General features: G+C 68.8%; 19 protein-coding genes. 11 read left to right on the forward strand and 8 right to left on the reverse strand.

Annotated features, from left to right (window positions below; translation table 11 throughout):
* Positions 1–873: a peptidyl-prolyl cis-trans isomerase gene (locus tag DJ017_RS09935; protein WP_111528571.1), complete on the forward strand. Its 873-nt coding sequence runs from the start codon at positions 1–3 to the stop codon at positions 871–873.
* The gene (locus DJ017_RS09940; protein ID WP_111528572.1) at positions 870–1,868 is read left to right on the forward strand and encodes a HupE/UreJ family protein; all 999 of its coding nucleotides are present in this window, start codon (positions 870–872) and stop codon (positions 1,866–1,868) included. The genes DJ017_RS09935 and DJ017_RS09940 overlap by 4 nt, the downstream gene beginning before the upstream one ends.
* Here the strand turns inward: DJ017_RS09940 and DJ017_RS09945 are convergent.
* Positions 1,865–2,818 carry a UDP-glucuronic acid decarboxylase family protein gene (locus DJ017_RS09945; protein ID WP_111528573.1) on the reverse strand — a complete coding sequence of 318 codons (954 nt, stop codon included), beginning with the start codon at positions 2,816–2,818 and terminating at the stop codon, positions 1,865–1,867. The genes DJ017_RS09940 and DJ017_RS09945 overlap by 4 nt on opposite strands.
* Positions 2,819–2,995: 177 nt before the next feature.
* On the opposite strand from DJ017_RS09945, the gene DJ017_RS09950 reads away from it, so the two are divergent.
* Genes DJ017_RS09950 through DJ017_RS09965 form a run of 4 tightly spaced genes read left to right on the forward strand, consistent with a single transcriptional unit; the run spans position 2,996 to position 6,641 of the window.
* Positions 2,996–3,202, forward strand: a complete 207-nt coding sequence (locus tag DJ017_RS09950; RefSeq protein WP_111528574.1) for a hypothetical protein — start codon at positions 2,996–2,998, stop codon at positions 3,200–3,202.
* Entirely contained in the window at positions 3,199–3,411 is a 213-nt protein-coding gene (locus DJ017_RS09955; RefSeq protein WP_111528575.1) for a hypothetical protein, read from the forward strand. The genes DJ017_RS09950 and DJ017_RS09955 overlap by 4 nt, the downstream gene beginning before the upstream one ends.
* A gap of 2 nt (positions 3,412–3,413) precedes the next feature.
* Positions 3,414–5,072 carry an N-acyl-D-amino-acid deacylase family protein gene (locus DJ017_RS09960; protein ID WP_111528576.1) on the forward strand — a complete coding sequence of 553 codons (1,659 nt, stop codon included), beginning with the start codon at positions 3,414–3,416 and terminating at the stop codon, positions 5,070–5,072.
* A 45-nt stretch (positions 5,073–5,117) separates the two neighbouring features.
* Complete coding sequence (locus tag DJ017_RS09965; protein ID WP_227000092.1) at positions 5,118–6,641, forward strand: DHA2 family efflux MFS transporter permease subunit; 1,524 nt, start codon at positions 5,118–5,120, stop codon at positions 6,639–6,641.
* 19 nt (positions 6,642–6,660) lie between these two features.
* Here DJ017_RS09965 and DJ017_RS09970 read toward each other — a convergent pair whose 3' ends face one another.
* The 5 genes from DJ017_RS09970 to DJ017_RS09990 form a co-directional block, all read right to left on the reverse strand.
* Positions 6,661–7,632 (reverse strand): SPOR domain-containing protein, encoded by a 972-nt coding sequence (locus tag DJ017_RS09970; protein ID WP_133255430.1) that lies wholly within the window; start codon positions 7,630–7,632, stop codon positions 6,661–6,663.
* Positions 7,633–7,802: 170 nt separating this feature from the next.
* Positions 7,803–8,222, reverse strand: a complete 420-nt coding sequence (locus DJ017_RS09975) for a hypothetical protein (RefSeq protein WP_111528578.1) — start codon at positions 8,220–8,222, stop codon at positions 7,803–7,805.
* A gap of 162 nt (positions 8,223–8,384) precedes the next feature.
* Positions 8,385–10,898, reverse strand: coding sequence for a TonB-dependent receptor plug domain-containing protein (locus tag DJ017_RS09980; protein WP_111528579.1), 2,514 nt, complete (start codon positions 10,896–10,898; stop codon positions 8,385–8,387).
* A gap of 243 nt (positions 10,899–11,141) precedes the next feature.
* Positions 11,142–11,936: a sulfite exporter TauE/SafE family protein gene (locus tag DJ017_RS09985; RefSeq protein ID WP_165830591.1), complete on the reverse strand. Its 795-nt coding sequence runs from the start codon at positions 11,934–11,936 to the stop codon at positions 11,142–11,144.
* A 106-nt stretch (positions 11,937–12,042) separates the two neighbouring features.
* Positions 12,043–13,236: a pyridoxal phosphate-dependent aminotransferase gene (locus DJ017_RS09990; RefSeq protein WP_111528581.1), complete on the reverse strand. Its 1,194-nt coding sequence runs from the start codon at positions 13,234–13,236 to the stop codon at positions 12,043–12,045.
* Positions 13,237–13,572: 336 nt separating this feature from the next.
* Between DJ017_RS09990 and DJ017_RS09995 the strand changes: the two genes are divergently transcribed.
* Positions 13,573–13,821, forward strand: coding sequence for a helix-turn-helix domain-containing protein (locus DJ017_RS09995; protein WP_133255431.1), 249 nt, complete (start codon positions 13,573–13,575; stop codon positions 13,819–13,821).
* On the opposite strand, the gene DJ017_RS10000 is transcribed toward DJ017_RS09995, so the two are convergent.
* Together DJ017_RS10000 and DJ017_RS10005 are read right to left on the reverse strand one after the other, a co-directional pair.
* A complete protein-coding gene (locus DJ017_RS10000; RefSeq protein ID WP_111528583.1) occupies positions 13,812–14,546 on the reverse strand; it encodes a peptidase in 735 nt (244 codons plus the stop codon). The two genes, DJ017_RS09995 and DJ017_RS10000, sit on opposite strands and share 10 nt — an antisense overlap.
* Before the next feature lie 98 nt (positions 14,547–14,644).
* Positions 14,645–15,391: a helix-turn-helix transcriptional regulator gene (locus tag DJ017_RS10005; RefSeq protein ID WP_227000093.1), complete on the reverse strand. Its 747-nt coding sequence runs from the start codon at positions 15,389–15,391 to the stop codon at positions 14,645–14,647.
* Between the two features lie 216 nt (positions 15,392–15,607).
* On the opposite strand from DJ017_RS10005, the gene DJ017_RS10010 reads away from it, so the two are divergent.
* From DJ017_RS10010 to DJ017_RS10025, 4 genes are all read left to right on the forward strand, one after another.
* Positions 15,608–16,789: an acyl-CoA dehydrogenase family protein gene (locus tag DJ017_RS10010; RefSeq protein WP_111528585.1), complete on the forward strand. Its 1,182-nt coding sequence runs from the start codon at positions 15,608–15,610 to the stop codon at positions 16,787–16,789.
* 15 nt (positions 16,790–16,804) lie between these two features.
* On the forward strand, positions 16,805–17,242 hold the full coding sequence (locus DJ017_RS10015; protein WP_111528586.1) for a MerR family transcriptional regulator: 438 nt from the start codon (positions 16,805–16,807) through the stop codon (positions 17,240–17,242).
* Positions 17,233–17,979 carry a TetR/AcrR family transcriptional regulator gene (locus DJ017_RS10020; protein ID WP_111528587.1) on the forward strand — a complete coding sequence of 249 codons (747 nt, stop codon included), beginning with the start codon at positions 17,233–17,235 and terminating at the stop codon, positions 17,977–17,979. The genes DJ017_RS10015 and DJ017_RS10020 overlap by 10 nt, the downstream gene beginning before the upstream one ends.
* Before the next feature lie 265 nt (positions 17,980–18,244).
* Positions 18,245–20,686: a TonB-dependent receptor gene (locus DJ017_RS10025; protein WP_111528588.1), complete on the forward strand. Its 2,442-nt coding sequence runs from the start codon at positions 18,245–18,247 to the stop codon at positions 20,684–20,686.
* Positions 20,687–20,772: the final 86 nt, after the last annotated feature.

Below are 20,772 nucleotides of genomic sequence, written 5' to 3' on the forward strand. Positions count from 1 at the left end.
GTGGCGAGCATCGCCGAGACGCAAACCAAGGGCGGCTGGACCGCGCCGCTGATCCGCCCCGTGCGGCGGGCCGCGCGCGAGCCGCTGGTCCACTTCCTGCTGATCGGCGCCGTGCTGTTCCTGCTCCTGACGGCGGTGCGGGCGGGCGGGCGGCCGACGGTGCGCATCAGCGAACAGGAACTCAACCAGCTGGTCGGCTACTGGCAGATGCAGAGCGGCCGGCCACCGACCAAGACCGAGCTCGCGGCCATCCTCCAGGACCGCGTGGACGAAGAACTGCTGGCGCGCGAGGCGCAGCGGCTGGGGCTCGATCGCGAGGACATGATCGTCCGCCGGCGCCTCGCCCAGAAGATGGCCTTCGCCAGCGAGGACGTCGGCGCGATCCCGGAGCCTGCCGAGGCCCAGCTGCGCGACTACTACGCCCAACACAGGAACCAGTATGCGACCCCGGCTCACATCGCGATGCGCCAGGTGGTCTTCAGCGCAGACCGGGGTCCCCAGGCCCAAGCCGCCGCGGCCGAGGCCCTGGCCGAACTGCGCCGGGGCGGCTCGCCGGCCGGTGATCCGTTCCTCCTGCCGCTCAGCTACGCCGACGTCAGTCCGGCCGACCTGACCCGCGACTATGGCGCGGAGTTCGCCAGGACGATCCAGGCCGCGCCTCTTGGAACCTGGATCGGGCCGATCACCTCGCCGTACGGGGTGCATCTGGTGCGGGTGGAGGGGCGGCAGGGCGCCGATGTCGCGGCGTTCGACGCGGTCCGGAGCGACGTCCGCGACGCCTGGATCGCCGAGCGGCGCGCCGCCAACAACGCCGCATTCCTCAAGTCTCTTCGCAAGCGCTACCGGGTGGTCGTGGCGGGCGAGGCCCAGTGAGGCTGCTGCTCGCCATCCTCGCCTGGCTCGGGCTGGCTGCCGCGGCCCAGGCGCACGAGGTGCGCCCCGCGCTGCTCCAGATCGTCGAAACCGGCCCGCACGCCTACGAGGTCACCTGGAAGCAGCCGGCCATGGGCGAGATGGTCATCCATCTGAGGCCGCACCTGTCCGGCGGCGCCCTCGAAGGGCCGCCGACCAGCCAGACCGCCGCATCGGGCTTCGTCGAGAAGAGCTGGCGCGTCACCACCGCTCCGCCGCTCGATGGCCAGACCGCCAGCGTCGAAGGCCTGTCGGAGACGGTCACGGACGTGCTCGTCCGCATCACGACGTCTGACGGACGGCAGGTGGACGCGGTGCTGCGGCCGTCGGAGCCGAGCATGAAGCTGTCGCTCGCCAGGCCCTCGGGCCTGGCCGTCCCGGCCTACCTGCGGCTGGGCGTCGAGCACATCCTGACCGGCTTCGACCACCTGCTGTTCGTGCTGGGCCTGCTGCTGCTCATCGGGCCGTCCTGGCGCCTGGTGAAGACCATCACGGCCTTCACCCTCGCCCACAGTCTCACCCTGGCGCTGGCGGCGCTCGGCTACATCGCCTTTCCGAGCGCGGTGATCGAGGCGCTGGTGGCGCTTTCCATCGTCTTCGTGGCCAGCGAGCTGATCCCCGGCCGCGCCGAGGACAGCCTGGCGCGCCGCCGGCCCTGGCTGATCGCCTTCGTCTTCGGCCTGCTGCACGGCATGGCGTTCGCCGGAGCCCTGGCCCAGATCGGCCTGCCGCCCAAGGCTGCACCGCAGGCGCTGTTCCTGTTCAACGTCGGCGTCGAGATCGGCCAGTTGATCTTCATCGGCGCGGTCCTGGCGCTGATCTGGATCGCATCGCGCACACCCTGGCGGCAATGGCTGGGGCGGCCGATCCTGGCCCGCACGGGCCCCGCCTATGCGATCGGCGGACTGGCGGCCTTCTGGCTGATAGAGCGGATCGTGACCGCGGTCTCCGCCTAGGCCTCGCCGCTGGCGAGCAGCTCGTCGAAATAGGCGATCGTCCGGCCGACGCCCTCCTGCAGCTGGATGGTCGGCTGCCAGTCGAGGATCGTCTTGGCCTTGCTGATGTCCGGCTTGCGCTGGCGCGGATCGTCCTGCGGCAGAGGGCGGTATTCGATCTTCGATTTCGAGCCGGTCAGCTCGATCACCGTCTCGGCCAGCTGCTTGATAGTGAACTCGCCCGGGTTGCCGAGGTTGATCGGCCCGGTGACGTCGTCGCCGGTGGCCATCAGGCGCAGGAAGCCCTCGACGAGGTCGTCCACGTAGCAGAACGAGCGGGTCTGTTCGCCGTCGCCGTAGAGGGTGATGGGCTCACCCTTGAGCGCCTGGACCACGAAGTTGGAGACGACGCGGCCGTCGTTGGGGTGCATCCGCGGGCCGTAGGTGTTGAAGATCCGCGCCACCTTGATCCGCAGCTTGTGCTGGCGGTGGTAGTCGAAGAACAGGGTCTCGGCGCAGCGTTTGCCTTCGTCGTAGCAGGATCGGAAGCCGATCGGGTTGACGTTGCCCCAGTACTCTTCGACCTGCGGGTGGACCGTGGGGTCGCCATAGACCTCGCTCGTCGAGGCCTGGAAGATCTTGGCGCGCCGGCGCTTGGCCAGGCCCAGCATGTTGATCGCGCCGTGCACCGACGTCTTCGTCGTCTGCACCGGGTCGTACTGGTAGTGGATCGGCGAGGCCGGGCAGGCGAGGTTGTAGATCTCGTCGACCTCCACGAAGAGCGGGAAGGTCACGTCGTGACGCATCAGCTCGAAGTTGGGGTTGTCCAGCAGCCGCCCGACGTTGCGCCGTGTGCCGGTGTAGAAATTGTCGACGCACAGCACCTCGTGCCCCTGGTCGAGCAGGCGTTCGCACAGATGCGAGCCGATGAAGCCGGCGCCGCCGGTCACGAGGATGCGCTTCATGAAGATCGCCCTTTCTTAGCGCCTTAGCGCACGAACAGGCGCGGACGATCACCGATTCTGGAGAGACTTGCGACGTCGGTGCGCGTCCTGGGTCCCGGAAGCGCCGTCTGACCCGCAGATGGGGCTGGACTGACGTGGGGTCGCCCGCAAACATTTTCGCCGAAATCACCGTGGGAGGCGCCGATGACGCTTTCGAAGCAACGCCGGTTCACGACGCCCGGTCCGGACGAGACCCTGGAGGAGCTGGCCGCTCGCGCCCTGCCGGACGAAGGGCTCGAAGAGGCCTGCGACAAGATCCGCAGCTGGAACCTGCACATCTTCGCCATGCGCAAGCCGGCGGGCCTGCTGCTGGGCTCCGACGTGGTGTTCGTCGAGCCGCCGCAGGCGTGAGCGGGGAGCCGGTCATCGTGGGGGCGGAGATCGCCGCCGGCCATGACGGCTCCGCAGAGCTGGTGGTGCGCCTTCGCTACCCCAACGGGGCCGAGGGCGCGGTCACCCTGGATGAGGAAACGGGCCTCAAGCTGATGCAGACTAGCGGGGCCGAGAAGGTCGAAGATCTCGCCGGCAAGTCCTGGCGGGCCATCGTGGGGAAGGACTGACCGTGTACGACGTGATCATCAGGAACGGGCTCGTGGTCGACGGCACCGGCGCGCCCGGTTACCGGGGCGACGTGGCGGTGAAGGACGGGGCGGTGGCCGCCGTGGGCGCCGTGACCGGTGCGGCGCGGGCCGAGATCGACGCGGGCGGCCGGGTGGTCGCGCCGGGGTTCATCGACCCGCACACCCACTTCGACGTGCAGCTCCTGTGGGACGGGGCGGCCAGGCCGGCGCTCGAGCACGGCGTCACCTGCGTCGTCCCGGGCAACTGCTCGCTCTCGCTGGCCCCGCTGAAGGCCAAGGACCGCGAGCGGCTGGTGGGCATGTTCCAGGTCATCGAGGAGATGCCGCCGGAGGCCTTCACCCAGGCCTTCGAGTGGAGCTGGGAGGACTTCGCGGGCTATCGTGACGCCATCGCCAAGCACCTGTCGATCAATGTCGCCCCGCTCGTCGGCCACAGCGTCATCCGACTGTGGGTGCTGGGCCCCGCCGCCCAGGAACGCGCCGCGACGGCCGACGAGATCCGCCAGATGCAGGACCTCCTGCGTCAGTGCCTGGAGGCGGGCACCGTGGGCCTCTCGACCAGCTTCGTCGACATCGACCCCAACGGCCGCCCGGTGCCGAGCCGCTTCGCCCAGTTCGAGGAGCTCGACGCCCTGGCCTCCGTGCTCGGCGAGTACGGCCGCATGCTGCAATGCGTGCCGGAGTTCTACGACGTCGACATCACCATCGCGCGCATCGACCAGCTCGCCGAGCTGTCGCTGAAGCACAACATCCCGACCACCTTCTCGCCCGTGTTCCACAACAGGAGCACGCCGCAGAACGTGCGCCGCCAGCTGGCGCGGGTCGAGGAGCAGTTCGCCCGCGGCGCGCGCGTCTGGCCGCAGATGCAGACGCGGCCGATCGACATCTCCTTCTCGCTGCTGCGGCCCAGCCTGTTCTTCGCCCGCCTGCCGCGCTGGGTGCGGATCCTGCGCCAGCCGGTGGCCGAGCGGCTCGCCGCCCTGGGCGATCCGGAGACCGCCCGCAAGATGGTCGAGGACCTCGGCCCCGACGGCGGCGAGCGGATGATGGGCGGCCTCGTCGTGCGCGGCGGCGACGCCGCGCCGGCGGCCTACGTCGGCCGCACGCTCTCGGAGATCGCCAAGGAGCGCGGCGAGCGTCCGGCCGAGGCGCTGATCAAGATCTCGCTGGAGAACGGCCTGGACGTGGCCTTCCTCTCCGCCAGCCAGGGGCACGAGGACACCGCCGAGATCGGGCCGATGCTGGCTCACCCGCTGGTGCACATCGGCGCCAGCGACGGCGGCGCCCACATCTCGTCCTTCGCCACCTATGGCGACACCGGCTACCTGTTCTCCGAGTTCGTCCGCAAGGGCGGCTTCCTGACCCTCGAGGAGGCGGTCCGCAAGATCACCTCCGAAACGGCCGACATCTGGGGCCTGAAGGGCCGCGGGCGCCTCGCGCCGGGCCAGGCGGCCGACATCGTGATCTTCGATCCGGCGAGCATCGCTCGCGGCGAGGAGCGGCCCGAGTTCGACATGCCCGGCGAGGGCATGCGCTACGTTCGCGACGCCTGCGGCATCGACACGGTTCTCGTCAACGGCGAGATCGCTTATGCCAAGGGAGCCTACACGGACGCCCGCTCGGGCGTGGTCTGCGACTAGCGCAGGCTCCACGAAGGCCGGAGGCGCAAGGGGCGGACGACAGGCTTGGCTGCGCAGCAGGATATCGACAACCGGATTCCCATCACCGGGGCCCTGATGCTGGCCACGCTGATGAACACGCTGGATTCGACCATCGCCAACGTGGCCCTGCCGCACATCCAGGGCAGCGTCTCGGCGGCCCAGGATCAGATAACCTGGGTCCTGACCTCCTACATCATCGCCACGGCGATCATGACGCCGCTGTCCGGCTGGCTGTCGCAGAAGATCGGCCTGAAGCGGATGCTGCTGATCTCGGTCGGCGGATTCACCGCCGCCTCGATGCTGTGCGGCATCGCCACGTCCCTGCCGGAGATCGTGATCTACCGCCTGCTGCAGGGCATCGCCGGCGCGTCGCTGATGCCGCTGTCCCAGGCGACCATGCTCAATATCTACCCGCAGCGGATGATCCCCCGGGTCATGAGCATCTGGAGCGCGGCGGTCATCCTCGGGCCGATCATCGGCCCGACGCTCGGCGGCTGGATCACCGAGAACCTCACCTGGCGCTGGGTCTTCTACATCAACCTGCCGATCGGCATCCTCGCCTTCCTCGGCATCTACACCTTCATGGCGCACGACGAGGGCGGGCGGGAGCGGCCCTTCGACTTCCTGGGCTTCGGCTCCATCGTCATGTTCGTGCTGGGCTTCCAGATCCTGCTCGACCGGGGCCCCAGCCAGGACTGGTTCCAGTCCAAGGAAATCTGGATCGAGGCGATCATCGCGGCCATCGGCCTATGGGTGTTCGTCATCCAGACCGCGACCTCGGAGCATCCGTTCTTCCACCGCGACCTCGCCAAGGACAGCAACTTCGTCGCCAGCACCGTCTTCGGCTTCTTCGTCGGCGCCCTGCTGTTCTCGACCTCGGCGCTGTTGCCTTCGTTCATGCAGAACCTGCTCGGCTATTCGGCCATGCAGAGCGGCGTCGCCAGCGTGACCCGCGGCGTCGGCTCGCTGATCTCGTTCCTGGCCATCCCCTGGCTGGTGCAGAAGTTCGGCGCCCGGCTGGTGCTGTTCGTCGGCGTTCTCCTCAACATCTGGGCGGCCTGGGACATGGCCCAGTTCGACCTCTCGATGACCGCCGAGCCGATCATGATCGCCGGCTTCATCCAGGGCATGGGCACGGGCCTGATGTTCGCCCCGCTCAACACCCTGGGCTACGCGACGCTCGATCCCAGGCACCGGACCGAGGGCACCATCGTCGCCACCATGGCCCGAAGTCTGGGGTCCAGCGCCGGGATCTCGGTGGTGCAGGCGATGCTGATCCGCGACGGGGCCATGGCCCACCAGCGGCTGGCCGAACGCGTCACGATCGGCGATCCCGTGCTGCCGTCCGTGCTGCCGAAATTCATGGACCCGAACACCGCGTCGGGCCTGCAGGTCCTGAACGGGGAGATCACCCGCCAGGGGATGATGGTCAGCTACGACAACGTGTTCAGCTGGATTGCCCTCAGCGTCGTGCTGCTTGCGCCCCTGATCCTGCTGCTGAAACCGGCGGCCGGGACGCCCATGGAGCGCGAGGTCCACGCCGACTAGCGGCGTCAACGGAAACTCGTCAGAGCGAACTCGTCAGGCGGGCGTCCTTGAACCCGATCTCGGCCACCTGGCGACGCAGCCGCTCCGCGTTGGCGGCGCCGCCGGAGGCGGGCAGCACGACCCTGTAGAGCACGACCGCCCCGCGTCGCAGAGGTGCGATCGTGGCCGCGCCTGCGGCCTTCAGGAGGTCCACGGCGCGCCGCGCGTTGGCGAGGCTGGCGAAGGCGCCAGCCTGAACGACGATCGAACCCGTCTGCAGGCGCGGAACCTCCTGAGCAGGCCGCAGGGCGAGCGCGCCGTCACGCGGCAGGACGCTCGCCGCTGGGACGGGATGGGCGTTGGCTATCCGCACGATCGTGGGCGGCGGAACCGTGGGACGGGCCGCGGCCATGACGGGGGGCGGCGCGGTCGGCGTGAGCGGGCCGCGCATGGCCTGGCGCAGCGGCGCGCGCCCGCCGTAGGCCATGACCGGCGCGATGTAGCGCACCCGCACGAGCAGCGGCTTGCCCGGCGCGGCGCCGAGCCCCTGGGCGGCGTCCTGCGACAGGCGGATCACGCCGTCGCGCATCGGCGCCTTGTCGTCGACGCGAACTGTGATCACGGCGCCGGTGGTGAGATTGGTGACCTCGACACGGGACGGCACCGGCAGGCCGAGGCTGGCGGCCGCGACGGCCCGCAGCTCGCCCCCCGCCGCCGTGCGGTGTGCGAAATGCCGAGCGATCCAGGCGCGCAGGCCCCGCGGACGGGCGGCAGGCTGCCAGACGGCGACTCCGATCTTCACGTAGCTGACCGGCGTCTTTGGCACGTACCAGTAGGCGTGCGGTCCGGGCGCCACGCCACCGGCGATGTCGCCGACCTGCGCCTTGAAGAGGGCGTCAGGCGGCGCGGCCCCGGTCGACGGGCCGGTGGCGCAGGCGGCCAGGGCGCTCGCGGCGACCAGGACCGCGGCGGTGCGCCGCGCCTGGGCGGATTGCGGACTGGCCGCGCCCATCTTGTGCCTCCCGAACGAAGCCGAATCGGCGTCGCTCCATTGTCACAATGGTGAACGCGAGAAGTTTTTCCAAGGTAAACAGTGGCTTGCGCCGCCCGGGCCGCGCCGGAATCCCAGGGTTGTCCTCGGGGAAGGCCGGCGCAACCCTGAAGCGAGGCGCCCCGGGCGGTTCAGGCGCGGGCGAGAGACCGGGCCTCGAGGTGTGTCGCTGGGCGTGTCTCGACCATGATGCGCCCCTGCCGATCCATGATGGCAGAGCCCGCGCGGATCGGGCCGCGGGCGCCCACCGGCCAGGGGATGTCGGTGACCGCCAGGTATTCGCCGGCCAGCGTCTTGCGGACGAGGTAATAGGCCGCCGCCCGCGCCGATTGGTGCATCCGCACCGCCTCGCGCACCGTGTCCGGGTCGAGACCCGCGCCCTCGCAGAGGCGCGCCGCGCGCTGGACGAGAGTGCGAAGCTGGATCGGCGTCCAGGGCTCCTCCACCAGGCCGAGCGCGCGGGAGCGCAGGGAGCCAGCCTGGGCGGCGCAGCGGCTGCCGTCCCAGATCACGAAGTGGTCGAAGGGTATGCGCGCAATGGCCTCCGTCACGACGGATTCTGACAACAGCTCGAGGCCGCGATGTCGGGTCAAGGGATGGTTACTCCGGGACTGTTCGGCGCGGGCGCGATCTTGCTGCGCCGAGATGATGGTAAAATGACGGACAGTTCCGGGGACCGCGTCGCCGCGCGATCCCCGGTTCGCCCCCCGCGGTCAGAAGTCCAGGCTGATCTTCGAGTAGTAGTAGCCGCCGTTGATCCCGAACGGCGAGAAGCTCGGGTACATGGTGACGTAGCCGTTGGAGTTGTTCCGCAGGTACTCGTCACGCAGCAGGCCGTTCACGCGGTCGGGATATCGGTTGAACAGGTTGTTGGCGCCGACGGTGATCTTGATCGCGCCGGTCACCTTGTAGGCGACCTCGAGGTCGGTGATGACCGCGGCCTTGATCTCGGTCTTGTACCAGGTGGCGCCGTTGCGGCTCGACCAGTTCGAGGCCGGGCCGTAGAGCGACTCCTTCAGGTTCACCGAGAACTTGCCGAGGCTCCACAGGCCGCCGAGCACCAGGCGGTACTTGGGCGAGGTGTCCTCGATGTTCGAGATGGCGTTCTTGTCGAACAGCGAGGCGCCGGCCAGCTGGGCGGGCGGGGCCTTGATCTTGGTGACCTTGGTCTCGTTGTAGTTGGCCGTCGCCGACCACTGGACCTCGCCGAAGTCGCGCAGGGCCATCGGATAGGTCACCACCAGCTCGGCCCCGCGGGTGCGGGTGTCGAGGCCGTTGGTGAAGATGTTGATGCCCGTCATGGTGACCGTCGGGTCGAGGACGTTGCCATTGGCCAGGATGGCCGCCAGCACGGCCGGGATGTTCGTCCCGCCGCCCGAACCGAACAGCGAGCCGGAGCCGACGATGCGGTCCTTCACGTTGATCTGGTAGGCGTCCAGGGTTGCGGTCAGGCCCGAGAACGGGTGGGCGACGAAGCCGACGCTGAAGTTCGTCGACTTCTCGGCCTTGAGGCCGTCGACGCCCACGAGCCTGGCGGCCGGGGAGTTCGGCGGCAGCTGCACGAATGCCGAGGTCGGCGAGACGTTGGTGGCCGAGTAGTACTCTTCGGCGAGCGTCGGCGCCCGGAAGCCGGTGGAGGCCGTGCCGCGGAGCGCGAGGGCCGGGCTGAAGTCGTAGCGGGCGGTGCCCTTGGCGACGGTGGTCTCGCCGAAGTCGCTGAAGTGCTCGTAGCGCACCGCCGCATCGAGCTTCAGGGGCTCGATCGGCTGCAGGGCCGCGTCGGCGTAGATCGCCCAGTTGGTGCGGCTGTGCTTCCCGGCGTCGGTGAGGGCGAAGCCGGGGTAGGACTGCGAGCCTTCCTTGTAGCGGGAGGCGGCGTCGCCCGGCTTGATCTCGTAGGTGTCGCGCCGGTACTCGGCGCCGAGGGCGAGCGTCAGCGGCTTGTACTGGCCGACGTCGAAATCGTGGGCCGCATCGAAGGTCGTTGTCCATTGGCTGTCGATGAAGTCGCCGGCGTGGAAGTTGGACGGCGAGAAGCCCGGCGTCGTGGCGGTCGAGGTGTCGATGTAAAGCGACCGGTTCAGCGAGTTGAGGACGTTCACCGCGTCGTTGTCCTTGCCGTAGGTCGTCGACAGGTCCCAGGTCCAGCCGGAGGTCTCGCCCTTGATCCCACCGGTGACGGCGTAGTCGGTTTCGGTGATCGATTCCTCCGGGCTGAAGCCGAGCGGGCGGGGGATCGAGCCGTCCTTGCCGACGATCAGGTTGGGCACGCGGTAGTTCTCATAGGCCGCGGCGAACTTCTGGCCGTAGGTGCCGAAGGCGTAGATCTCGGTCGTCTCGTCGAGCTGGTAGCCGGCGTTGAACGAGCCGATGTTCAGCCGGTACTCGGCATCGCCGGCGATGCGGTTCAGGTAGGGATAGTCCTCGGCGCCGGTGATCTGCGGGTAGCGCGACAGGCGCGAGGACGAGGCGGTGTTGTAGGGCGTGTTGATGGTCCGCGGATCGGTGTCGCCCCGGAAGGTGTGGCTGTGCCAGCGGCTCTCGAAGGTCAGGTTGACGTAGGCCTTGTCGGTCGGGGCGAAGCCGACGTTGGCCGAGATGTCGGCCGTCTCGCCGCCGCCGTCGAAGAACTTGCCTCCAGAGGCCACGACGCTGCCGCCCGCGCCCTTGTCCTTGAGGATGATGTTGACGACGCCGGCGATGGCGTCGGTGCCGTACTGGGCCGCCGCGCCATCCTGCAGGACTTCGACGTGATCGACGGCGGAGAGCGGGATGAAGTTGAGGTCGGCCGAGGCGCCGCCCTGGTAGGGCCCGCCGAGGACGGCGAGGTTGGCCGTGCCGTGCCGACGCTTGCCGTTGATCAGGACGAGGGTGTGGTTGGGGCTGAGGCCGCGCAGGCGGGCCGAGAGGGTCAGATTGGCCGTGTCGCCGCCGAACGCCTGGGCGTTGAAGGACGGGATGTTCTGGGCGATGGCCTGGATCAGGTCGGACTGTCCGACCCGCTGGAGCGCCGAGGATTCGAGGACCTGGACGGGCGCGGGGCTGTCCACCGCGCGCAGGCCGGTCAGTCGGGTGCCGGTGACGATCACCGCCTCGACCTGGGCGGCGTCGGCGCTGGCCGCCGCAGTCGCCGCCGGTGTGGATTGCGCATGAACCTCGGTGGCTGCGGTCAGCAGGGCTGCGCCCGAGATGCCTGCGAGAAGAGCTCGCCTGGAAAAGGCCCCCATCGATTATCCCCTTCGTCTTTCTGTTCAGGTCATGATTTTTGTTCCCTTCTTGGAGGCATCCTCGCCTAAGTATGCCGGCGGTGCCTGGTAGCCCGCTGGTCTATAATGGAAGGTTCGGGTGTCGAAAGTTGTCGATCAACGTGATTGTTTGTCTGAGCTGAAAAATTCGGTGATTGACCATCAACTGAATGAGCGTGATCGAAAACAGGGCATTGGGCGCCGAATACGACGCCCGCTCTTCACCTACAGGTGGTGCGCCGCCCCGATCGCACCGGCCGCCTTGATCAGCAGGCCGAGGCCGGAGATCCCCAGCAGCATGAAGGTCACGCGCCGGAAGTTGACGTCTGACAGCGAGCGATAGAGTCGCACGCCGAACAGGGTGCAGGGCAGGACCACCGGGACGGTGATCGCCACCAGCAGCCAGTACTTCTTGTCGAAGGTCTGGGGGTGCTGGAGCGCCAGCAGAACGATGGACAGCACCTGCAGGGCGAAGATGTAGGGCTGCACGATGGCCCGTGATTCCTGCTTGGGCAGGCGGCGCAGGCCGCTCCACACGACCACCGGCGCGCCGGGGAAGGCGGTGAAGCCGCCGATCACGCCACCGCTCATGCCGACCAGCGAGGAGGCGAGCCAGTTGCCCTTCACCGTGACCGGCTCGGCGTCGGGCCGGCGCAGGGAATAGGCGGCGTAGAGCACCAGGAAACCGCCGAACACCAGCATCAGGTTGGTGGTCGGCAGCGAGCGCAGGATGGCGAGGCCGACCGGAACGCCGACCAGGCCGCCGAGCAGGTAGGGCGCGGGGCCCTCGGGCCACCACTGGCTGATCGGCTTCATGTCCGCCTTGAGCTGGCGCAGCGACATGACCTGGTTGGCGGCGGAGAGGGTCATCAGCAGCGGCACGCCGAGCTGCGGCGGCAGCAGGGTGAGGCAGAGCGCGCCGATGGCGGAGAAGCCGAAGCCGGATAGGCCGCTCATGATGGCGGAGGCGGCGAGGATCACGACGAGCAGGCCGATCGTGATCGGGTTAAGTCCACTCATTACGAAAGCACCATTCATCGAAGTCATGGGTCTGGATGCGGCGGGCCGGATGGCAGCCGCCGGCGGGAGGCTGGGCGCGGACGGGGTGTCCGCGCCCGGGACGGCGCTAGGTCCAGACCTTGTCGAGGGCCTCGCAGAACGCCTTCATCTCCTCGGCCGAGCCGACCGTGATGCGGGAGATGGTCGGCCAGATCGGCCAGGAGCGGCCGATCTCCACGCTCTGGGTGCGGAAGGCCTGCTGCATCTTGGCGGCCGGCACGGTCTTCCAATCGACCATGAACATGTTGGCCTCGGTCGGAACCGCCTTCAGGCCGCGCTTCCTGAGGTGCTCGAGCGCCAGGCCGCGGGCCTCCTGCATCTCGCTGCGCCGCGCGGCGATGAGGTCGAGCGCGGTCAGGCTGGCGGTGGCGCAGGCGAGGGAGGGCAGGGGCAGGGCGCCCGACTGCATGCCGCCGTCGTAGCGCATCATCTTCCCGATGATGTCGGGCCTGGCCATGATGTAGCCCATGCGCATGCCGGCCATCCCGAAGATCTTCGAGAAGGTCCGCATGACGATGACGTCCTTGTCCGCCGCGGCGAGATAGGAGGCGGTCGGCACGCCCGCGAAGTGGGTGTAGGCCTCGTCGATCAGCACGATCGAACCGGCCGGCTTGTTGGCGACCAGCCACTCGATGTCGGCCAGCGGCGTGATCGTGCCCGTCGGGTTGTTGGGCGTGCAGATGTAATAGAGGCCGGCGTTGGGATCGGCCGCCAGCATGGCCTTCACGTCGTGGCTGAAGTCGGCCTTCAGCGGCACGCGCTTGACCGGAACCTTCAGCCACTCGGCGGTGCGGCCGGCGAGCTCGAAGGTGGGATCGGCGGTCACCAGCCCGCGGGTCGGGGAGCAGAAGGTCACCACCGAACGCGACAGCGGGTCGCTCGATCCGGGCCAGGGCGCCACGTGATCGTAGGGCACCTTCTCAACGCTCATCACCGCCTTGATGAAGTCGCCGCGTTCGTCGTGCGGGGCGTAACGGTTGCCGAACGGGATCATGGCTGCGGCCGCGGCGGCGCCGGGCGCGAGCGGCCCGGTCCAGCATTCGTTGGCGCCGATGCGCACCTTGGCGGTGGGGGCCGGGTCCGGCACGCCGGCCGAGGCCCAGGCGGCCCGTCCGGCGCTCGCAACCGCCAGGCCGGACCCGAACACCGCGGCGATGCGGCCAAGTTGCCGTCTCGAAAACCCGCGGCTCAGAAGATCGTCCGCTGCTTCTCCGCCGAGCGTATCCCCCAGATTGGGCCTCTCGTTGAGCGTCTCGCTCATTTCCCTTGTCTCACCCCGAAATGCCGCCGGGCGCCCCTCGCGCCGGCTTGCTTCCCAAGAGCCCTCCCAAGGCGCGCGCCCGCCGCCGAAGTGCGGGCGCGTCTAGTTTTCAGGGGTGAGGACAACACGCGCGGCGACATACGATTTGCTCAAAAGTGGCAGATCGCAGCGCGGCGGCCGGAGCCGACTAAATTTGCGTCAAAGCGCTCAAGCTGGTGGCGGTGATCGGCCTAACGATGAAGCAGCATCTCGGTCCTGCGACGCCGGAAGCCTTTCCGCCCCTCGTCGGGTGGGCTATTCGCCCGCCGAACCGGTTTCCGCACGTGGAGCGCATTGGTGATCAGGAACGGCCCGCAGTTCAAACAGGCGCGTGACGCCCTGGGCTGGACGCCCCTCGACATGGCGCGGGCGCTCCGCCTGGCCGGCGGCGACAAGCAGGGCGAGAAGCGCGTCCTGGAGATGGAGGCAGGCAAGCGGGACATCTCGGGCCCGGTCACCGTGGCGGTGGAGAGCTTCCTGCACGGTTTCCTGCCGGTGGGCTTCAAGCCCGAAGGGCCGGCGCCGGACGACGCCGCTCAGCGATAGGGCGGCCTGGGGATCGAAGCCTGCGCCGCCCGCAGCGCCTCGGACCAGCGCTCGTCGAGGTCGCGATAGTATTCGTCCTGGTCGTCGATCCGGTGCACCAGTTCGGCCGTGCAGGCGCCGCTTCGCATGGTGACCACGTCGATGGGTAGGCCGACGGCCAGGTCCGAGCGCATGGTGGATGAGAAGGAGATCAGGGCGATCTTCACCGCCTCGTCCAGTTCGGTGTCGTAGGTCAGGGCGCGATCCAGGATCGGCCTGCCGTACTTGGTCTCGCCGATCTGCAGGTAGGGCGTGTCGGAACAGCACTCGATGAAGTTGCCGGCGCCGTAGACCAGGAACAGCCGGGTCGGCTCGCCGCCCACGCTGCCGCCGACCAGGAGGGTGGCGTCGATATTGACCTCCTCCTGCTTCAACCCCTCCATCTCGTCCCGGGTGAAGCGGATCGCCTGACCCAGCAGATAGGCGGCGCGATGGATCGAGGTCGCCTCCTCGAGCATCTCGACCTGCTTGGTGTCGGGCGCCGTGATCCCCAGCCGCGCGCGCTCCATCGCGGTCTGGGTTGTGGAGAGGCTGCCGGCCGACGCCACGGCAATCAGCCGCCGGCCGTCGTTCCCGAAGATGCGGAGCTTGCGATAGGTTGAGACATTGTCGACGCCCGCGTTGGTGCGCGTGTCGGCCAGCATGGCCAGACCATCCTTCACCAGCACGCCGACGCAGTAGGTCACCGGGCCCTCGACTCCGCCTCACCCTTGCAGGCCGGCGCGGCGGCGCCAGACCTTCGGACGGTCTAACGCGCAGGCGTCGATTTGAGCCCTGCCGCGATTTAGGCTGAGACCCGTGCGGCGGGGGGCGTGGCGCCGATGTAGCCGAGAGTGGCGGCGCGATGGATCGCCTGTGAGCGGCCGACCACGTGCAGCTTGCGCGAGGCGTTGGTGATGTGGAAGCGCACCGTGGGCATGGAGATGCCGACGATGTCGGCGACCTCGTGGTCGGTCTTGCCGGCGGCGGCCCAGCGCAGGCACTGGATCTCGCGCCGGGTCAGGCGCACGGGAGCCTCGGCGGGGCCGGCGCCCAGCCGCGCGTCGGCATAGGCGCCCATCAGCTTGAGGGTGAGGGCGTGCAGCTCCACCGCCCGTTCCGCGAACACGCGGTCCACGGGCACATCCTCGTCGGGCGAGGCCCAGACCACCGCTCCGATCACGCCGGCCGGCAGGTAGGCCGGGGCGACGATCGCGGTCCCGACGCCCATCGGGTCGATCGGGTAGGTGGCGTTGATGGCGTCCAGGGTCGGGTTGACCCGCCAGGAGGCCAGCTTGCCGTGCTTGAAGTAGAAGGGCTCGGCGCAGGAGCGGGTGGCGTAGACGAAGGCCGAACGCAGGGCGAAGCCGCGATCTTCCCAGTAGCGCAGATCCGGGTCGAGCCAGCGGAACAGGTCGCCGTTGAACGGCCGCCCGTCCGGGCCGAACATGGGGGCGGGGCTGCCGATGTCGGGGCTCGTGCCGATGTAGGGCAGGCCGATCTCGCGGCCCACCTCGGCCACGCGCTCGGCAAGCCGGACGACGTCCTGCATCAACTCGGATGTGACCTCACCTGGGGTCATCGACAGCGGCGTCCCTATCACTTCCGATAGCTTGTTCCTCGCCCGGCCCGTCCGCAAGCTGATGAGGCTACGCGGGTATCCCTGCGTGATGTGCGTGTGGCCACAGAGCCGCAGGGGGGAGGAGTACGAAATGGCCAGGGCCACGGCGCGCCGGTCAGACATTTCCCATGCGCGGGTGGGCGCGCGATGAATCTCGACCTGTCACCTGAGGATCTCGCGTTCCGCGACGAAGTGCGGGCCTTCCTGGACGAGGCCCTGACGCCTGAGCTGCGCGAGGCGGGCCGGCGCATGACCAGCGTGTTCTGCGATCCCGAGTTCAGCCTGCCCTGGCAGCGGATCCTGCACGCCAAGGGCTGGGTGGCCCCCTCCTGGCCGAAGGAATACGGCGGCACGGGCTGGAGCGAGATCCAGCGGGCGATCTTCGCCGCCGAGTGCACCCGCGCCGGCGCGCCGGGTCTTGCGCCCATGGGCCTGCGGATGATCGGCCCCTGCCTGATCGGCTTCGGCACGCCGGAGCAGAAGGCCCACTACCTGCCGCGCATCCTCTCCGGCGAGGACTACTGGTGCCAGGGCTATTCGGAGCCGGGCGCTGGCTCGGACCTGGCGGCGCTGCAACTGCGCGCGGTCTCCGACGGCGACGACTATGTGCTCTCGGGATCGAAAATCTGGACGACCCACGCCCAGCACGCCAACCGCATGTTCTGTCTGGTGCGCACCCGCTTCGACGGCAAGCCGCAGGCGGGCATCACCTTCCTGCTGCTCGACATGAAGTCGCCGGGGATCTCGGTGAAGCCGATCATCACCCTGGCCGGCGAGCATGAGGTGAACCAGGTCTTCTTCGACGACGTCCGCGTGCCCAAGGCCAACCGCCTCGGCGCCGAGAACGAGGGCTGGACGGTCGCCAAGTACCTGCTGGAGTTCGAGCGGGGCGGTGGCTCGGCGCCCGGCCTGCAGGTGTCGCTGGAGCGGCTGCGCAAGGCGGTCGCCGAGGAAGGGATCGAAGACCGTCACTATCGCCGCCGCATGGCGGAGGCCGAGATCGCCGTGCAGGCGATCGACATCTCCGAGCGGCGCGTGCTGAGCGCGCTCGCGTCCGGCCAGAAGCCGGGGCCCGCCTCCTCGATGCTGAAGACCCAGGGCACCGAGGCCATGCAACGCATCGACGAGCTCGCGGTGGAGGCGACCGGCCTCTACGCCGGCGTCGATCAGCCGGCGGCCCGCGCGCCCGGCTCCAACGTCGCGCCGATCGGACCGCAGTCCGGCGTCACGGCCATGGCGCGATACCTCAACGACCGGGCCGCCTCGATCTACGGCGGCTCGAACGAGATCCAGCGCGACATCATGGCCCGGCTGGTTCTCGGCCTCTGAACTGGAGACGCATCGATGGCCTATAAGATCCGTCACGCCCCCTTCGGCAGCTACACCATCGGTCAGCTCTGCCGCGAGTTCGGCACCACGACCCGCGCCCTGCGCTTCTATGAGGAGCAGGGCCTGCTGTTCCCGGCGCGCCGCGACACCGCACGGATCTACACCTACAAGGACCGCGCCCGGCTCACCCTGATCATGCGCGGCCGCCGCGTCGGCCTGTCGCTGGCGGAGATCCGCGACATCCTCGACCTCTACGACGAGGAGGGCGAGGCGGCGCAGAGCGCCGAGGCGCTGCGCGTGTTCCGCCGTCGCATCGAGGCGCTGGAGAGCCAGAAGCAGGAGGTCGACCAAGCCATCGAGAGCCTGAAGCAGGCGTCCGACCGGCTGGCGCGGCAGTTCCCGGCCGCGACCCCCGCCGCCACCACGGGCGCGGAGCGGGAGCAATGGGCGTAGGCCAACCCCGCACGGTCGCCGGCGGCGAGGGCCGCCGCGGCTATGGGCGCGCGGGCGCCCGCGGAGCGGCCCGCATCGAGCCGTCGCTCACCCTCCTGGAGCCGCGCAAGCTGCCGCGGCAGGCGCGCTCCCAGGCGACCTTCGAGGCGATCGTCGACGCCTGCGCCCAGCTTCTGGCCAGCAGCCCCTACGAGGCGCTCACCACCAACAGCATCTCCGAGCGCGCCGGCGTCAGCATCGGCACCCTCTACGAGTACTTCCCCAATCGCGAGTCCATCGTCGCGGCCCTGACCGCCAGCTCCTGCCGCCGCCTCGTGCAGCGCATGAGGCATGCGGTGGAAGAAGCCGCCGGCATGAGCGACTTCGAGGGGGTGGAGCACCTGCTGCGGGCCGGAATCGCCGCCCTCAGTGCGCCCGAGAACGTGTTCAAGGTGCTGATGACGGAGACGCCCTTCGTCCTGCGCTTGCCGGTCTATCGCGAGGCCCGCGCCACGCTCGACCACCTGTGCCAGAGCATCACCCAGGGCGCGGGCGACCGGATCAGCCTGCCCGAACCCCGGGCCGACGCCTGGCTGATCTCGCAGATGCTTTTCAGCGCGATGCTGGAGATCGCCTTCCGCGAAACGACCGAGCAGGAGCGGGTCCTGCTGATCCGCGAACTGGCCCGCCTGACGTTCCGCATGGGCGTCGGCCGTGACGCCACGCCGGACGAGATGGGCGGCGTGCGGGCGCCCTGAAGGGCGCCGTAGCGTCGCAATATCCGAGCCCTGTTCGGTGATTTTGGGGCGTCGTCCGCCGCTTTTTGAGACGGCCGTAAATTTCATCGAAAAGACAGTATGTTGTCGCGGATTTTTGCGTTCTCGGCGCTCAAATTCCGGCAGCGAAACCGAGTAGGCCGGCCTCGCCGACGCTGAGAATACTCCCGCCTTCCTGAAGCCCCGGAGTCCGGCCGCTTCGCAATGAACGACCCCGGCCTATGCAGCCGGGCGGGAGGGATAAGAAATGCAGTCCAAGTTCTCAAACCGCATCGCGCTGGCGATGGGGGCCTCGGCGGCGACCCTGCTGGCGGCGGTCCCGGCGCTCGCCCAGACCAAGGCATCGGCCCCGCAGGCCGCGCCGGCCGCCCTGGAGGAGCTGATCGTCACCGCGCAGCGTCGCGAGGAGTCGATCAACAGCGTCGGCATGTCCATCCAGGCCGTGCGCGGCGACACGCTCCAGCAACTGCACGTGACCGACACCCGCGACCTGTCGACACTCGCGCCGAGCTTCACCGTGTCGCAGAGCTATCAGGGCGTGCCGACCTATACGCTGCGCGGCATCGGCTTCAACACGATCAACCTGTCGGCCACCTCGACGGTCGGCACCTACGTCGACGAAGTCGCCTACGCCTATCCCTTCATGAACACCGGCCCGATGTTCGACCTCGAGCGGGTGGAAGTGCTGAAGGGGCCGCAGGGCACGCTGTACGGCCGCAACACCACCGCCGGCCTGATCGACTTCGTGACCAAGAAGCCGACCAAGGACTTCCAGGCCTCGGCCACCGCCGAGCTCGGCAATTACCAGACCCACAACTTCGAGGGCTACGTGAGCGGCCCGCTCGGCGATCGCGTGCAGGGACGCCTGTCGTTCCGCACCGAGGACAGCGACAAGGGCTGGCAGGTCTCCAACACCCGCGGCGAGCGCCAGGGCGAGCTGCATCGCTACGGCGTGCGCGGCGCGCTGGCCGCCCAGCCCACCGACAAGCTGTCGATCGACGCCTCGGTGAACTACTGGAACAATACCTCCGACACCCTGGCCGCGCAGGGCGTGGGCTTCACCCCGGCCACGGCGGCGAGCCCGTTCAACGCGCCGGGGCTCGTGAACTACATCGCCACCCACGTGCCGACCAACGCTCACCAGGCGGACTGGGAATCGCCGACCGCCCGTGCGGCGGACCAGGGCGCGGGCCTCGGCCTGTCGGGCCCGCTGCAGGAGAACGACGACTTCTGGGGCGGCAAGCTGCGCGCCGCCTATGATCTCGGCGACCACACGCGGATCGTCTCGCTCACCAGCTACAACAAGCTGAAGCGCGACGCGCTCTTCGACTGGAGCGGCGCGCCCTACGAGGTGCTCGTCCAGCACGCGGTCGGCAAGATCGAGTCGGTGGCCGAGGAGCTGCACGTCGAGGGCGAGACCGACAAGGCCAACTGGCTGGTCGGCGCCTATGTCGCGCGTGACCGCATCCTCGACATGAACCGCACCATGCTGGGCCAGAACGCCAACGTGGGTCTGATCCGCTACTACGGCTCGACCCTGCTGGCCTCGCCGTTCAACACCGGCGGCTACACCGCCGCCCAGATGGCCCAGGCGTTCCGCACCTACGAGGACATCGGCCGCCTGCGGACGACGACGTGGAGCATCTTCGCCAACGCCGACTACAAGCTCACCGACGCGGTGAAGCTGACGACCGGCATCCGCTACACCCAGGACAAGCAGGACTTCAACGGCTGCTCGCGCGACTTCAACGGCGACATGCTGCCGAACGTGAACGTCGTGAACCGGGCGCTATTCTTCGGCGCCTATGGCTTGGTGTCGCCGATCACCCAGGGCTCCTGCGTGACCTTCGACCCGGCCACCAAGACCTTCGGTCCGGTGGTCTCCAAGCTCGACGAGAACAACGTCGCCTGGCGGGTGGCCCTGAACTGGACGCCGGTCGATGGCACCCTGGTCTACGGCTCGATCTCCCGCGGGGCCAAGGCCGGCGCCACGCCGATCAACGCGGCGAACATCTCGACCCAGGACGCCCCGGTCCACCAGGAGCTGCTGACCGCCTATGAAGTGGGCGTGAAATCGGCCCTGTTCGAGCGCCGGGCCCAGGCGAACCTGAGCGCCTTCTACTACGACTACAAGGACAAGCAGCTCTCGACCTACTTCGCCGATCCGATCTACACGGCGCTGTCCAGGCTCTCGAACGTTCCGAAGTCGAAGGCCTACGGCGTCGACGGCGACATCACCGCGCGCGTCTCGGAGCTGACCCTGATCGCGTCGGGCACCGTGCTGCACACCGAGGTTGTGGGCTACACCGGCATCAACGCCGCCGGCCAGCCGCAGAGCTACGACGGCAATCCGTTCCTCTACAGCCCGAAGTACCAGTACGCCCTGACGGCGATCTGGAGCCACGACCTGGGGAACGGCCTGGGCCTGCAGGCGGCGATCAACGACCGCTGGCAGAGCAAGTCCTACGCCGACCCGAACGGCGGGCCGCTCTACGTGCTGCCGTCCTACAGCCTGGTGAACGCCAGCGTCGGCATCCACGCCCAGAACGACCGTTGGGAGCTCCAGCTGTGGGGCCGCAACCTGGGCGACAAGTACTATTGGACCGCCGTTTCCTCGAACGCGAACGTCGTGGTCCGCTTCCCTGGCCAGCCGAGGACCTACGGCGCCTCTCTGACGGTGAAGTTCTAAAACCCCGGGCGTCCTCCCCGCACCGGAACCTGGCGCCGTCCGTGGGACCCGAGCCCACGGACGGCGTTCCTTTATGGCCCTCCTCG

The organism is Phenylobacterium soli, from assembly GCF_003254475.1.
Taxonomy (GTDB): domain Bacteria; phylum Pseudomonadota; class Alphaproteobacteria; order Caulobacterales; family Caulobacteraceae; genus Phenylobacterium; species Phenylobacterium soli.